Here is a 13,304-nt window from a genome sequence, read left to right as displayed (position 1 = left end):
CCGACCCGAGGATCATGAACATGACCATCATCAGCAGCGCCGGCGGCAACGCATCCGAGGAGCCCACCCCCATGACCGGACGTTCCGACCGCACCCTCCTCGCCCGTCTGCGCCACCTCTACAGCGACGTCTTCGCCCTCGTCTACCTGGGCGTCTGCGCGGCCCTGACCGTGTGGGCGATCGTGGTGAGCGCCGGAGACAACGAGGACGCGTCCTTCGCGGGCGTCATCCCCGTGCTCGCCACCGCCCCCGGCAGCCTCGTCGGGATGGCCCTGCCGGGCGGCATACCGACCTTCGCGTTCGCCGTGGTCATGGGCGCGCTGATCAACGCCGGCGTCATCGGCTGGTGCTCGCGCCGCCTGCGCGGCGGCCCGGCGCACTGACCGGGCGCCCGGTGGCGCGGGCGGTGCGGGACGCGGGCGGAAAACTTCACGGCGGGTGTCATCCGGCGGGCGGAGGGCCGGGGTTTGTACGGGTGGAGAGGCGCCCTCCGTCCGTCAGACCGCCCGGGCCCGCAAGGACCCGATGCCCACGAGGAGTTGCCCGTTCATGAAGCGGACACGGAAGTACCTGGCCGGCGCGGCCGTCACGGCCGCGGTGGCCGGCATGGCCCTGGTGGCCGGCATGGCCACGGTGTCGTACGCGGCGCCCGCCACGGCGCCCCACGACACGGCCGGCCGCGCGGCGCACTCCGCGACGGCGGCCGCGGCGAGCGCCCCGGCGGCCGCCAGGAAGCACGCCCCGACGCCCCGCATCGTCGCTCCCGGTGAGCGGGTGACCGGCGCGCCCGGCTTCGAGCTGTGGCTGACGCCCGAGGGCAAGCACTGGACGACGCCGGACATGCCCGAGGGCCAGTTCCGCAGCGTGGTCGACGGCAACATCGACCTGAGCAGCCCCGGCGTCTCCCTCCAGTACGAGGGCACTCCGGAGCGCGTCTACCTGTCCGGCCTGTACTACGGCGGCAAGGGCACGGCGTCCGTCGTCGAGGTCGAGACGCGGGCCGGCACGGTGGCCGGGAAGCTCATCGAGCTGCCCGGCCGGCCCGGCTGGGGCGTCTGGTACGCCACCGCCGTACCGGACGACAGCTCCTGGGACTTCGTCTCCGAGGTCACGGTCCGCGACACCAAGGGCCGCGTCTACGCCTCGCTGACGAGGCGCTGACCCCGCGCCGACCCCGCGGGCGGGGGGCCGGCCGGTCCCCCGCCCCGGATCCCTCCCCCACACCCGACGCAGAGGAACCGGTCCGTGCCGCACGACACATCCGCCGCCTTGCCGGAGCACCCCGACTTCACCGCCTACGCGGGTGCGGCCTGGGCCCGTCTGGTGCGGACCGCCCTCCTGCTCACCGGGGACTTCCACGAGGCCGAGGACCTGGTGCAGACCACCCTGGCCAAGGTGTACGCACGCTGGGGGCGCATCCCGCCCGACGACGTCGACTTCTACGTCCGGCGCTCCCTGGTCAACAACAACATCAGCCGGACCCGCAGACGCAGGGTCACGCACCTGCTGATGCCGTTCCTGCCGGAGCGGGTGCACCAGCCGGACCAGGGCCACGCCGAGTCCGTCGAGCACCGGGCCGCGATCACCGAGGCCCTCGGCTCGCTGTCCACCCGGCAGCGGACGGTGCTGGTGCTGCGGTACTGGGAGGACCTGCCCGAGACCGCCATCGCCGAGGTGCTCAACTGTTCCCTCGGCACGGTGAAGACGCATGCGCGGCGCGGCCTCGAAGCCCTGCGCTCCCATTCCGCGTTCGCCGCCGCCGAGCGCTCGCACCCGATTCCCGGAGCCCGCCCATGAACCACCCCCACCCGGAAGCAGAACCGGACGCGGAGCCCGCCGGGGCCGGGCCGCTGCGCGAGGCGCTGGCCGCCGCCGCGTACGGCGTCACGCCGTCCCGGGTGCCGCTGGCCGCCGTGGAACGCCGTGGCCGGCTGATCCGCCGCAGGCGCCGCGCGACCGTGCTGGGCGCGGGCTGCGGCGTGCTGCTGGCGCCGCTGGCCTTCGTCGCGCTGCAGGGCACGGACGGCGGTGACCGGGTCACGCGTCCGGCCGCCACGGTGTCCGCCTCGCCCGCGCCCGCGCCCACGCCCTCGCCCTCGCCGAGCGTGCCCGCGCCGACGCCGCGCATCGTCGAACCGGGCGAGCGGGTGACGGCGGCGCCGGGGTTCGTCCTGTGGCTGACGGAGGAGGGGAAGCACTGGACGACGCCGGACATGCCCGAGGGCCAGTTCCGCAGTGCGGTCGACGGCAACATCGACAGGAGCACTCCCGGAGTCTCGCTGCAGTCCGAGGGGACGGACACCGGGGTGCTGCTCTCGGGCCTCTACTACGGCGGTGAGGGCACGGCGTCGGTCGTCGAGGTCGCGTCGGAGAACGGCCCGGTGCGGGGCAAGCTGCTGGAACTGCCCGGCCGCCCCGGATGGGGCGTCTGGTACGCCACCGCCGCGCCCGGCGACAGCTCCGGGGACTTCGTCCCCGAGGTCACGGTCCGCGACACCGAAGGCGGCGTCTACGCGCAGCTTCCCTGACGGGGGAGGGCGGCCACGGCACCCCGGCGGGTGTCGTGGCCGCCCGTTTCCCCTGCGCTACTTGCTGACGGCGAACCGCATCAGGGCGTGCTCGTCGCCCTGCTTGATCTTGCCGGTCTCGTTGATCACCTGGAGCTTCCAGCTGTCGCCCACCTTCACCGCCTTGGCCACGGCGCATCCGTTGTCCTGGCTGAGCAGGCTCGGCCAGATGTCGGCCACCTGCTGGCTGCTGCCGCCGGTCGCGTCGTAGACCTTGAAGCTGATGTTGCGGGCCTTCTGGAAGGAGCTGCCCTTCTTGTAGGCGGCCGCGACGAACACGATCGCGGTGATGGCGCCGGGCAGCCGGGAGAACTCGACGGTCACCGTCTCGTCGTCCCCGTCACCGTGGCCGGTCTGGTTGTCGCCGCTGTGCAGGAGGGAGCCGTTGCCCATCGGGTCGGGCGAGTCCAGTCCGGCCATGCGCACCGGGTCACCGCCCGACATGGCGACGGCGATCAGGTCGAGGTCCGTACCGGTCTTGCGGCGCAGCTTGCCGAGCACCCCGCCGCTGCTTCCGGCGGTGGGGTCCCAGGAGACACCGATGGACAGGTGCGTGACCCCGTCCAGGTCCGCGGGGCCGTCTTCCTTGGTCAGCGTGATCATGAACGAGCCATCCTTCGTCGACACGTGTACGGCCCCGAGTCTGCCTGGCACCGCTCCATCCTGAACAGGCGGGTCTGCCCTGAAACGGGATCGTTGTGGACGCTCAGCGCACCGGGAAGCCGAAGGAGCGGCCCTCCTCCTTCAGCCAGGGCAGCACTCGGCGCAGCGCCTCGACGGTCTGGGCGCGGTCGCCGCCGGCGTCGTGGAAGAGGATCGTCGGCCCGTTGGGCAGTTCCCGCCGCACGGTCTCGACGATGGCGTCCGCGCCCGGCTGCTCGAAGTCCTTGGTGTCCACGTTCCAGCCCAGCGGGCGCATGCCGCGGGAGGCGGCCACCGCGCGGCTGTGGGGGGTGAACGCCCCGCCGGGCGCGCGGTAGTAGAGGGGACGGACGCCGCCGGACGCCTCGGTGATCATGCGTTCGGCGTCGAGGATCTCCTTCGACTGGTACGCCTCGGACTTCCGGTCCATGGCGGTGTCGTGCGAGACGGAGTGGTCGCACAGCACGTGCCCCTCCGCGACGATCTCCTTGACCAGACCGGGGTGGGCCTGCGCCTGGACGCCGGTCACGCAGAAGGTGGCCTTCACGCCGTGCTCGCGCAGCAGGTCGAGCACCTCGGGCGTCCAGCGCGGGTCGGGGCCGTCGTCGATGGTGATGTTCACGCCGCGCGGGCCCGCGTCGGAGGCGTGCGCGATGGCGGGGGAGACCCGCTGCACGGCGGCGGGCTTCGCGGACGCGCCGGCCCGGGCGGACCCGCCGTTCACGCCCTCGGCCTGGGCGGTGTACACCGAGGCGCCGACGGCCAGCATCGTCACCCCGAGGGCCGCCCCGGCCACCTTGCCGTACCAGCTCCGTCCACCGCTGTGCCGCGCCATGTCCCGCCCCCGTTTTCCCGCTGTCGTCCGTCGCTCGTCGCCGTGTCCCAGAAGCGCTGGGAACCACTGGGGAGGACGGAGGACGGACGCCCCGGGATGCGTCCGTTACCGATCACGGACATGTCCGGGGACGTACGCGGACACAGCGACGGCGGGCGGGTCGCGGCGCCCACACGGACGGGGGCCCGGTCACCGTGGTGACCGGGCCCCCGGGGGGTGGTGCGGTGTCGTGGTGCGGCGCGTCACCATCGGTACCAGCGACCGCGGCCACCGCCCGCGGTGGTGGAGCGCATGACGAAGCCGAGCAGCCAGACCACGAGGACCGCGATGGCGATCCACCACAGCACCTTCACGGCGAAGCCGGCGCCGAACAGGATCAGGGCGAGAAGCAGAACGAGCAGCAAGGGAACCATAGTTATCGACCTCCTGCCGCACCGTTTGCCCTCCACCCGCAGCCGCACACCTCGCCGGCACCTTGTTTGTGAAGGAAAAGTGGGGGCACCCGTGGGCTCACGACGCAGTGCCCGAACGCTACGAGGAGGCGTGTTCCGTGAGTGCCGGTGAGAAGGCCAAGGCGAAGACCGAGCAGGCGCAGGGCAAGGCCAAGGAAGCCATGGGACGCGCCACCGGGGACGAGCGCATGGAGGCGGAGGGCCAGGCGACGAAGAGCAAGGGCGACGCCCGCGAGGCCAAGGAGAAGACGAAGGACGCGTTCAAGCACTGACCTGCTTCGACCCGCCCGCGTGGGGCTGCCCCGGCATGCACGCCGGGGCAGCCCCACGCGGGCGTCCGCGTCAGTGCGGCGGCGGCAGTGGGTGCAGGGCGTTGCCGGCCGAGCAGCCGCCTTCACCGGGCATGCGGTGGATGCGGGAGGGTGTCCGGACGTCCGTGCCGCCGGGGGCGACGACGGCGAGGACGCAGTCCGCCGGGGAGCAGCCGTCGGACGGCGGGGACGGGAGGACGCCGACGCGGCCGTCCTCCGTCTTCACCTGTGTCGTGATCGACGGGTCCATGTCCAGGTCGTCATGCGGCCGGTCGTCATGCCGGCGGTCCCGTGACGAGGTCGCCGTCCTCGTCGTACGGCCAGGCGTTGGCCACGCAGCCCTTCAGGCCCTTGATCTGCTGCATCATCACGGGTGCGAGCCGTCCCTCGCCCCCGCAGGTCATGTGGGAGTGGCCGAGGAAGTGGCCCATCTCGTGGTTGATGATCAGCGCCCGGTAGTCGTGGATCGGTCCGTCGAAGGTGGGCGAGCCCTCGACCCAGCGCCTGAGGTTCACCACCACCCCGTCCGGCACCTCGCAGTTGTACTCGCCACCGGTGTCCTGCCGGATGCCCTTCCAGCACAGGGCGTCCGCCGTGGCGGGGGTCGCGATCTTGATCGAGAGGTCGTGCGGGGCGCCCGCGCCGACCAGGCGGAACGCGTTCTCGGGGTCGTGGGTCCAGCCGCGCGGGGCGGCGAGGATCTCGGCGATCTCCTCGGCCGCATCGGACGGCGAGACGTCCAGTCCGTCCTCGACCTCCACGACGTACCGCAGGGGCCGGGGCCCCTCGCCCACCGTGTCCCCGTCGGCCCGCGCGGTGACGAACATCCCGCTGCCGCGCTCCGGCACCTCGATCGTGGTCCTGGTCGCGGAGGGGGAGGGCGCCGCGGGCGCGGGGGCGGGGGACGAAGGGGGCGTGGGCGTGGGCGCGGCCTGTGGAGGCCGTGCGTCCGGCACGCCCCGCACGCCGTCCCCGCCCCGCAGTTCCGCCCGCAGGAACGCCGCCGCGGCCAGCAGCGCGACCGCGAGCGCGACGGTCAGCAGGACGCGGCCCCGTCTGCGGGGACGTACCCGGCGGTGGGAGGACGGCCGCCGTCCGCCGGCGCGGCGAGCGGCCGCACTGCTGCCGGTGGGGGGTGCGGATTGCCTCTCTCGTACCGAACGCATGACAGGTCAATCTGGTCATCCCAGTTGATCGCCCCGAGTTCGCGAGGTCACGGAACGGTAACGGCGGCCGGGTGTCCGGCGGCTCAGGGCGGCCGGACCTGCCGGACACCCGGCCTGCTTACACTGCGGCAATGCCACGGATCCTGATCGTCGAGGACGACTCCACCGTGCGGCAGGCCGTGCGCCTGGGCCTGCGGCACCAGGGGCACGAGGTCGTCGCGGTGGAGACGGGCGAGGAGGGGCTGGCACAGCTCCACGCCGCCCGGCCGGACGTCGTCGTGCTCGACCTGATGCTGCCCGGCATGTCCGGCCTGGACGTGTGCCGCCGGATCAGGGAGCGCGACCAGGTGCCGATCATCATGGTCACGGCCCGGGGCGACGACATCGATGTCGTCCTGGGCCTCGAGACGGGCGCGGACGACTACGTCGTGAAACCCGTGCAGGCGCGGGTCCTCGACGCGCGCATACGCGCCGTCCTGCGCCGGCAGGACGCGTCCCCGCCGGACGGCGTCCGGCCCCGGCCGGAGACGCACGGCGACCTGGTCGTCGACCGCGCCGGTCTGGCGGTGACCCACCGGGGCGAGCCCGTCACCCTCGCCCCCTCCGAACTGCGCCTGCTGCTCACCCTGTCCGCGTCCCCGGGCCAGGTGTTCAGCCGCCAGCAACTGCTGGAAGCGGTCTGGGAGCACGGCTACCACGGCGACATACGCCTCGTGGACGCCTGCGTGAAGCGCCTGCGCAACAAGCTCGGCGAGGGCAGGAGCCCGCGCTACGTGCAGACCGTCCGCGGCTTCGGCTACCGCTTCGGCACCGGCCGCGCGTGAACGGGGACCCGTCCGCGGAGCCGCGGAGCACCCCGGACCCGGCGCCGCTCACCGGCCCCCGCCGCCTCTTCCGCGCCGTGGTGTCCCGCATCCCGCTCCCCCTCCGCGGCCTGCGCTCCCGCCTCCTGATCTCCTTCGTCCTGGTCGCCATGGCCAGCTCCCTGGGCACCGGCGCCCTCGCCTTCCGGGAGGCGCGCACGGGAGTGCTCCAGCAGAGCCAGGACTCCGTCATCAACCGCTTCCGCGCGAGCGTCGACGCCGTCGCGCCCAGCGTCCCGTACGCCCCCGCCACGTCGGACCTCCAGTGGGCGGCCGACCAGGTGATCCGCGCGAACCAGTCGTCGGGCTGGCGGGTCATGGCCACCTACGGCGACCGGCGCGCGTACGCCCCCACAGCCCGCTTCACCCGGCCCAGCCGCGAGATGCTCCGCTCCGTGCGGACGCGGCGCGCGGCGGTGTTCCAGCGGGTGACCGTCGACGGCAGCCCGCGTCTCCTCGTCGGCATGCCCGTGACGTACACGACGGACGACTACATGGTGCAGCGGCTCTCCGGGGTGGTGATGTACCTGGAGGTGCCGCAGACCGCGGAGGAGGGGTACGTCGAGGCGATGGTCAGCGGCATCGAACGGGCCACCCTGGTGGCACTGTGCCTCGCCGTCGTCCTGGCCCTGCTGGCCGCGAGCGGCGTGCTGCGCCCCGTACGGGCCCTGCGCGGGGCGACGCGCAGGATGGCCGCGGGCCATCTCGACGTACGGCTGAAGGTCACCGGCTCCGACGAACTGGCCGAGCTGTCCCGCTCCTTCAACGAGACGGCCGCCGAACTGGAGCGGACAGTGGCCGAGTTGCGCCGCCTGGAGGCGCGGGGCCGCCGCTTCGTGGCGGACGTCTCCCACGAGCTGCGGACCCCGCTGGCGGCGATGACGGCGGTCACCGACGTACTGGACCAGCGGGTGGAGGGCGAGACGGGCGAGGCGCTGCGGCTCGTCAGCGAGGGCACGCAGCGGCTGAGCGTGCTGGTCGACGACCTGATGGAGATCTCCCGCTTCGACGCGGGGGCGGCGCGGCTCAACCGCGACGACATCGACCTCGCCGAGTCCGTCCGGCGCACGGTCGCCGCCCGCTGGTGGCCGGAGGAGGTCGAACTGCGGCTGCCCGCACCGGGCGGTCTCCGCGCCCGCGTCGACCCGCGCCGGCTCGACGTGGTGACCGCCAACCTGGTCGGCAACGCCCTGCGCCACGGCGAACCGCCGGTCCGGGTGACGCTGGGGGCGCGGGGCGACCGGGCCGTCCTCGAGGTGACCGACAACGGCCCGGGCGTCGCGGAGGAGGCGCTGCCGCACATCTTCGAGCGCTTCTACAAGGCGAGCACGTCACGGGCGAGGAGCGGGAACGGAAGCGGGGACGGGGACAGCAGCGGCCTCGGCCTGGCCATCACGGCGGAGAACGTCCGCCTCCACGGCGGCCGCATCCACGCGGCCAACCGCCCCGGCGGCGGAGCCGTCTTCACGGTCGAACTCCCCCTGGGCCTGAGCGACGACGACGGAGGCACGGAGTGAGGCTCACACCGAGATTGGTCACGGCGCTCACGGGGCTCACGGCGCTGACGGGGTGCGGTGTCCCGGCGTCCGACGTCATCGAGGCGGGCGGCCCGGCGAGCGGCATGCCGGGTCCTGCCCCGACGGCCTCGGCGGCGCCGGCTGTCGTCCCCCTCTTCTTCCTGACTGACGGCGAGCTGACGGCGTACCCCCGCCCGGCCGCCGACGCGGGCGACCTGACCTCGGTGGTCCGCCTCCTCTTCGAGGGCCCGAACGAGAAGGAGAGGGCGATGTCGGCGACGACGGACCTCCCGCGCCTGTCGGGCACCCCCTCGGTGACGGTGACCGACGGCGTCACGGTCAGGGTCACCCTCCCGGACACCCCCACGCCGGTGTCCCGCGAGGCCCTCCTGCAACTGACCTGCACGGTCCGCCACGCCTCCTCACCGGCCCCCACCGTGGTCCCCCGCGCGTCGGACACCCCCGAGGAGGCCGGCCCTCCTCCCCTCCCCATCCTCCAGGTGACCGGCACGGCCTGGACGATGACATCCCCCACGGCGGCCTGCCCGGCGAAGCCGTCGAAGCCGTCGACCGGGGCCGGAGCGGGGGACCTGTTCCACGGGGGCGGGGGCGGGGGCGCGGGTGGAGGCGGCGACTGACCGCCTGCCGGCGATGCCCGCTGATGCCCGCTCAACGGCGGGCGCAAGGGGAGTCAGGCGTGCCTGGAGTGGGCCGGAGTGGCTGACTGTCACAACTTCTTCACGTCAACATCATCGTATGAACGCTTTAGGTATGCTCCGGATGCTCCATTCGCATCACTGAGGGGGGAACCTCATGATCATCCGGCGCACCGTGACCGCTGCCGCCACCACCGCGGCCGTCGCCGCGCTCGCCCTCACGGCGGCCGTGCCGGCGCACGCCGCCGAGTACTCCTCGGCGCTCAAGATCAAGGGCGTGCAGTACGACGCCCCCGGGCGGGACTCCAACAAGTGCTCCGGCGGGAACACGAAGAACGAGTACCTGACGATCAAGAACTACTCGAAGAAGTCGAAGGTGAACCTGAAGGGCTACAAGGTCAAGGACCGGGCCGGCAACACCTTCACCTTCAGGGCCAACCACTTCCTCGAGCCGGGTGACTACGTCCACCTGCGCGGAGGCCGGGGCACCGACTCCGACGGCAAGAACGTCGTGTACCGCCAGAACTGCAACTTCCTCTGGAACAACGACAAGGACACGATCTACTTCTACAAGCCGGGCGGCAAGCCGGCCGACATCCACGCCTACACCAAGAAGGCGCACGACAAGGACGGCAACGGCTACATCAAGTACCACGGCTGACCGGACGCCCGGCCCGGCACGGGAGGGCCCCGGGGCACCGGCCCCGGCCCCTCCCCGCCGCACGGGCCCGGGCGCGCCCCGTCACGGCGACGGCCTCCCGCGCGTCCGGCCCTCCCGTCCTCTCCTCCGGACGCCGCCCGCAGCGGACCAGCGCCACCCCCCGCGCGCGACGACGACCGCGCCGCATCGACTCCGACGAGAGCCCCGGAACCACCGAGAAGATCCGTATCCAGGTGTGGCCGGCCCCGGAACTTCCGGCAGAGGTCATCAAGCGGTGGCCGCAGCCCGGCGACGAGTTCAGCGCACAGGTCAACGGGGTCTCGAACAGGTCAGCGGGGTCTCGACGGACGCGGCGAACACCGGCAACCGCGGTCAGCGGCCGGTCCACTGATCGCCGGTCCCGTTGCCCATCCGTCCCGCAGAAGCCCACGGCTCCGACCAGCTCAGGTGTCGTGGACCCCCGTCTTCGACGGTCAGTACCGGCTGACTTCGAACGGTCCGGAGGCGGTCCGGACCTGTACCGAGCCGACACCGGTTCGGAAGATCGTGTACGCAGACACGCCCTGATCCAGCAGGGTGCTGACCTGATGTCCCGCTTGACCGGGCACGACCGGGGCGCAGGCGGCAGATCCGGTCTGTTGCCCGACGCGAGCGGCGCATCTGAGTACCCGTGCTCATGTGCGGCGCCCGCTGCGACGGCCACGCTCACCGCATGTACTTGATGGAGCGTCACCTGCGGACGGGACGGCGGTGGCCATGAGGCGGACGAACGGACCGTCAGCCGGCCGGCAGATCGGGGTCAGCGTGGCGCTGCTCGTCATCGACTTCATGCTCATCGCCTGGTCGGTGTACGGCGTCGGGATAGCGGGATGGGCCGACAGCTACGAGAGCGACGGCGTCGTTCCGTCGAGTGCGTCGCGGGCGGCGTCGCAGGCATGGTGGCTTCTGGGGGGCGGCGCGGTACTGACAGGCGGTGGCCTCCTCGCCCTGGGATGGCGCATCCCCGGCATCGTGCAGTCGGTCGTCCTCGGGTTCGGGGCACTGCTGGTCTCTTCGCAGGCTGCCGGTTGAGAGGCGCGCGCCTGCCGAGCCGGAGATTCCCACCACTCCCCTCCGGCTCCCGCCCCGCCTGCTCGGCTCCGCCTGGGGCGACGGCAGGCGGGACGGGAGCTCCCCGCGTACGCCACTCCTCCGGCCGGTACTCGCAAGCGACGCCCCCTCCGTCTCGGAGCCTGAGCGCCCCGCCGAAGGCATGCCTTGAGCGTTGCCGCGCTCCGCGGTCGCGACCCGGCCTGCGCGTCTTCCGCTCTGGTTCGGAGGCCGACTGCGTGGTTGAACCGCGCGGCTCGCTCCCTGGCCCGCAAGGCCCGGACGACAAAAAACCCGGGCCTTGCGGGCCAGGGGTTTCCCATGCAGCGGGTGACGAGGACCGGACTCGCGCTCCCAGCCCGGGAAGCGACGGCGCTCGGGTGATAGCCCTCTCGCCGACCCGCGGATACACGCTCAACGATGAGGGTGTGCTTCTTCGGCGCATGCTCCTGCCGACCGTAGGTGTCCGCTCTGAAGGGCACACGGTGGGCACGGCACGGTGAAGCCGTCCGACCGGAGGTGCGGCGGCGTCCGCGTGGGTTCTACGCCTCCGGGCTCTGCTCGCCCGAGGGATCCTCGGTTGCTTTCGCACGTCCGCAGGAGTCTGCCGGGCGCACCACCGCCGGCTGAGCAGCCCCTCTGACTGCCCTGCGACCGGTTCAGACCTGACCGAGGTCGATCTCCGCTGCGAAGGGGGCGGTGATCTTCAGGGGGCCGGCGAACACGTCCCCTTCGCGGTACGTCCTCGTCGCGGGGTCGAGCAGGTACGTATACACATCACGAAGGCCCAGGTCGATGACCTGGGCCTGCTTCGTGGAGCGGGTGACGAGAATCGAACTCGCGCTCTCAGCTTGGGAAGCTGATGTTCTACCATTAAACTACACCCGCGCAAGATCCAGATCCGCTCCGTCGGAGTGGTCCGGACGCTCGATCACTGTACCTCATGCCAGGCCCCCGGTGTCCAAGACCCGGGGGCCTGACCATGTTTCAGAATGTTTCAAGGTGTGGAAGCCGCTGCGGGGGGCAGACGGCGGGGCGTACGGTGAGGCCGTGGCGTGCGTCCGGGGTGCCGCCTGGAGGGCCGTTCCTTTCATCCCGTAACGTGGCTTTTGTCGTCAGGGCAGCAAGCCAGACGCGGTTCTTGGGGAAGGGACTCTTGGACTTGATGGAGCGCACCGTCGTCCGCTGTGCCGATGGGCACGTGTTCACCGCCACCTCGTTCCCGATGCAGCAGGCCGAGCGCCTCGGCCCCGGCCGGCTGCTGCGGTGTCCGCGCTGTGCGCGGCTTCGCAGCGTCGTGCCGGTGACCTTGCAGAAGCGGTAACCGGTAGCCGGAAGCCGGTAGCCGTAAGGAGCGGCAGGGCAGGAGCGGCGGGGGAAACCCGCAGACAGAGAGCGTGGGCGCGTGGGGCGGCCGGTTTCGGTCGTCGCGCGCGCCTTGCGTATTCTCGGGACGTGCTTCTCTCAGACAAGGACATCCGGGCCGAGATCGACGCCGGGCGGGTGCGGATCGATCCCTACGACGCATCCATGGTGCAGCCGTCCAGCATCGACGTACGTCTCGACCGCTTCTTCCGGGTGTTCGAGAACCACCGGTACCCGCACATCGACCCCTCCGTCGAGCAGGCGGACCTCACCCGGCTCGTGGAGCCGGAGGGGGACGAGCCGTTCATCCTGCACCCCGGTGAGTTCGTGCTGGCCAGTACGTACGAGGTCATCACGCTGCCCGACGACCTCGCCTCCCGGCTGGAGGGGAAGAGCTCGCTGGGGCGGCTCGGGCTGGTGACCCACTCCACGGCCGGCTTCATCGACCCCGGGTTCTCCGGGCACGTGACCCTGGAGCTGAGCAACCTCGCCACGCTCCCCATCAAGCTGTGGCCCGGCATGAAGATCGGGCAGCTCTGCATGTTCCGGCTCAGCTCGCCGGCCGAGCACCCCTACGGCAGTGAGCGGTACGGCTCCCGCTACCAGGGGCAGCGCGGGCCCACGGCCTCCCGGTCCTACCTCAACTTCCACCGGACGCAGGTGTGAGCGGCGTGCGCGAGAACCTCAGCTACGAGCAGTTCGGCGTCGCCGTCCGCGAGCTCGCCCAGACCATCGCCGACGACGGCTACCGGCCGGACGTGGTGCTCAGCATCGCGCGCGGCGGCGTCTTCGTCGCCGGCGGGCTCGCCTACGCGCTCGACTGCAAGAACATCCACCTGGTCAACGTCGAGTTCTACACCGGCGTCGGCACCACGCTCGAGATGCCCGTCATGCTCGCGCCCGTCCCGAACGCGATCGACTTCACCGACAAGAAGGTGCTGATCGCGGACGACGTCGCCGACACCGGCAAGACCCTCAAGCTGGTCCGCGACTTCTGCCTCGACGCCGTCGCCGAGGTGCGCAGCGCCGTCATCTACGAGAAGACGCAGTCGCTGGTGAAGTGCGAGTACGTGTGGAAGCGCACCGACGAGTGGATCAACTTCCCGTGGAGCGTTCAGCCGCCCGTGGTGCGGCGGGACGGGCAGGTGCTCGACTCCTGAGGTGTGAGGCGGCGGGAACG

18 protein-coding genes and 1 tRNA gene are annotated in these 13,304 nt (G+C 72.1%); 13 read left to right on the top strand and 6 right to left on the bottom strand.

The genetic code is table 11. The features are described 5' to 3' along the window. The first annotated feature begins 20 nt into the window (after window positions 1–20). From C1708_RS15760 to C1708_RS15745, 4 genes are all read left to right on the top strand, one after another. Window positions 21–383: an SCO4225 family membrane protein gene (locus tag C1708_RS15760; protein WP_342210896.1), complete on the top strand. Its 363-nt coding sequence runs from the start codon at window positions 21–23 to the stop codon at window positions 381–383. Between the two features lie 166 nt (window positions 384–549). Next, window positions 550–1,161: a hypothetical protein gene (locus C1708_RS15755; RefSeq protein WP_106413277.1), complete on the top strand. Its 612-nt coding sequence runs from the start codon at window positions 550–552 to the stop codon at window positions 1,159–1,161. Between the two features lie 84 nt (window positions 1,162–1,245). Continuing rightward, window positions 1,246–1,797 carry a SigE family RNA polymerase sigma factor gene (locus C1708_RS15750; protein WP_106413276.1) on the top strand — a complete coding sequence of 184 codons (552 nt, stop codon included), beginning with the start codon at window positions 1,246–1,248 and terminating at the stop codon, window positions 1,795–1,797. Continuing rightward, complete coding sequence (locus C1708_RS15745; RefSeq protein WP_106413275.1) at window positions 1,794–2,528, top strand: hypothetical protein; 735 nt, start codon at window positions 1,794–1,796, stop codon at window positions 2,526–2,528. Before C1708_RS15750 ends, C1708_RS15745 begins: the two co-directional genes overlap by 4 nt. A gap of 57 nt (window positions 2,529–2,585) precedes the next feature. Here C1708_RS15745 and C1708_RS15740 read toward each other — a convergent pair whose 3' ends face one another. The 3 genes from C1708_RS15740 to C1708_RS15730 form a co-directional block, all read right to left on the bottom strand. Continuing rightward, entirely contained in the window at window positions 2,586–3,170 is a 585-nt protein-coding gene (locus tag C1708_RS15740) for a TerD family protein (protein WP_106413274.1), read from the bottom strand. A gap of 103 nt (window positions 3,171–3,273) precedes the next feature. After that, window positions 3,274–4,044, bottom strand: coding sequence for a polysaccharide deacetylase family protein (locus C1708_RS15735; RefSeq protein WP_106413273.1), 771 nt, complete (start codon window positions 4,042–4,044; stop codon window positions 3,274–3,276). Window positions 4,045–4,286: 242 nt separating this feature from the next. Further along, window positions 4,287–4,457 (bottom strand): hydrophobic protein, encoded by a 171-nt coding sequence (locus C1708_RS15730; protein WP_106413272.1) that lies wholly within the window; start codon window positions 4,455–4,457, stop codon window positions 4,287–4,289. A 137-nt stretch (window positions 4,458–4,594) separates the two neighbouring features. On the opposite strand from C1708_RS15730, the gene C1708_RS15725 reads away from it, so the two are divergent. Next, window positions 4,595–4,768, top strand: a complete 174-nt coding sequence (locus C1708_RS15725) for a CsbD family protein (RefSeq protein WP_106416323.1) — start codon at window positions 4,595–4,597, stop codon at window positions 4,766–4,768. 70 nt (window positions 4,769–4,838) lie between these two features. Here the strand turns inward: C1708_RS15725 and C1708_RS15720 are convergent, their stop codons facing one another. Then, window positions 4,839–5,057, bottom strand: coding sequence for a hypothetical protein (locus C1708_RS15720; RefSeq protein ID WP_241911264.1), 219 nt, complete (start codon window positions 5,055–5,057; stop codon window positions 4,839–4,841). A gap of 25 nt (window positions 5,058–5,082) precedes the next feature. Continuing rightward, complete coding sequence (locus C1708_RS15715; RefSeq protein ID WP_106413271.1) at window positions 5,083–5,973, bottom strand: DUF3152 domain-containing protein; 891 nt, start codon at window positions 5,971–5,973, stop codon at window positions 5,083–5,085. A gap of 131 nt (window positions 5,974–6,104) precedes the next feature. Between C1708_RS15715 and C1708_RS15710 the strand changes: the two genes are divergently transcribed. From C1708_RS15710 to C1708_RS15685, 5 genes are all read left to right on the top strand, one after another. Continuing rightward, window positions 6,105–6,797, top strand: coding sequence for a response regulator (locus C1708_RS15710; RefSeq protein ID WP_106413270.1), 693 nt, complete (start codon window positions 6,105–6,107; stop codon window positions 6,795–6,797). Between the two features lie 77 nt (window positions 6,798–6,874). Then, window positions 6,875–8,353: a sensor histidine kinase gene (locus C1708_RS15705; protein ID WP_106416322.1), complete on the top strand. Its 1,479-nt coding sequence runs from the start codon at window positions 6,875–6,877 to the stop codon at window positions 8,351–8,353. Next, window positions 8,350–8,991 carry a hypothetical protein gene (locus C1708_RS15700; protein WP_106413269.1) on the top strand — a complete coding sequence of 214 codons (642 nt, stop codon included), beginning with the start codon at window positions 8,350–8,352 and terminating at the stop codon, window positions 8,989–8,991. Before C1708_RS15705 ends, C1708_RS15700 begins: the two co-directional genes overlap by 4 nt. A gap of 175 nt (window positions 8,992–9,166) precedes the next feature. After that, entirely contained in the window at window positions 9,167–9,670 is a 504-nt protein-coding gene (locus C1708_RS15695; protein ID WP_106413268.1) for a lamin tail domain-containing protein, read from the top strand. 804 nt (window positions 9,671–10,474) lie between these two features. After that, window positions 10,475–10,741 carry a hypothetical protein gene (locus C1708_RS15685; RefSeq protein WP_241911263.1) on the top strand — a complete coding sequence of 89 codons (267 nt, stop codon included), beginning with the start codon at window positions 10,475–10,477 and terminating at the stop codon, window positions 10,739–10,741. A gap of 832 nt (window positions 10,742–11,573) precedes the next feature. Here C1708_RS15685 and C1708_RS15680 read toward each other — a convergent pair. Then, a tRNA-Gly gene (locus C1708_RS15680) sits at window positions 11,574–11,647 on the bottom strand. 277 nt (window positions 11,648–11,924) lie between these two features. On the opposite strand from C1708_RS15680, the gene C1708_RS34415 reads away from it, so the two are divergent. The 3 genes from C1708_RS34415 to C1708_RS15665 all read left to right on the top strand — a co-directional run bounded on the left by C1708_RS34415 (window position 11,925) and on the right by C1708_RS15665 (window position 13,284). Next, entirely contained in the window at window positions 11,925–12,083 is a 159-nt protein-coding gene (locus C1708_RS34415; RefSeq protein WP_167534416.1) for a hypothetical protein, read from the top strand. A gap of 131 nt (window positions 12,084–12,214) precedes the next feature. Further along, a complete protein-coding gene (gene dcd, locus C1708_RS15670; protein ID WP_093764417.1) occupies window positions 12,215–12,790 on the top strand; it encodes a dCTP deaminase in 576 nt (191 codons plus the stop codon). Then, the gene (locus C1708_RS15665; protein ID WP_106413264.1) at window positions 12,787–13,284 is read left to right on the top strand and encodes a phosphoribosyltransferase; all 498 of its coding nucleotides are present in this window, start codon (window positions 12,787–12,789) and stop codon (window positions 13,282–13,284) included. The genes dcd and C1708_RS15665 overlap by 4 nt, the downstream gene beginning before the upstream one ends. Window positions 13,285–13,304 lie beyond the last annotated feature (20 nt).

Origin of the sequence: Streptomyces sp. DH-12 (genome assembly GCF_002899455.1) — a bacterium.
Classification (GTDB): domain Bacteria; phylum Actinomycetota; class Actinomycetes; order Streptomycetales; family Streptomycetaceae; genus Streptomyces.
This window is presented reverse-complemented; position numbering and strand designations above follow the sequence as displayed.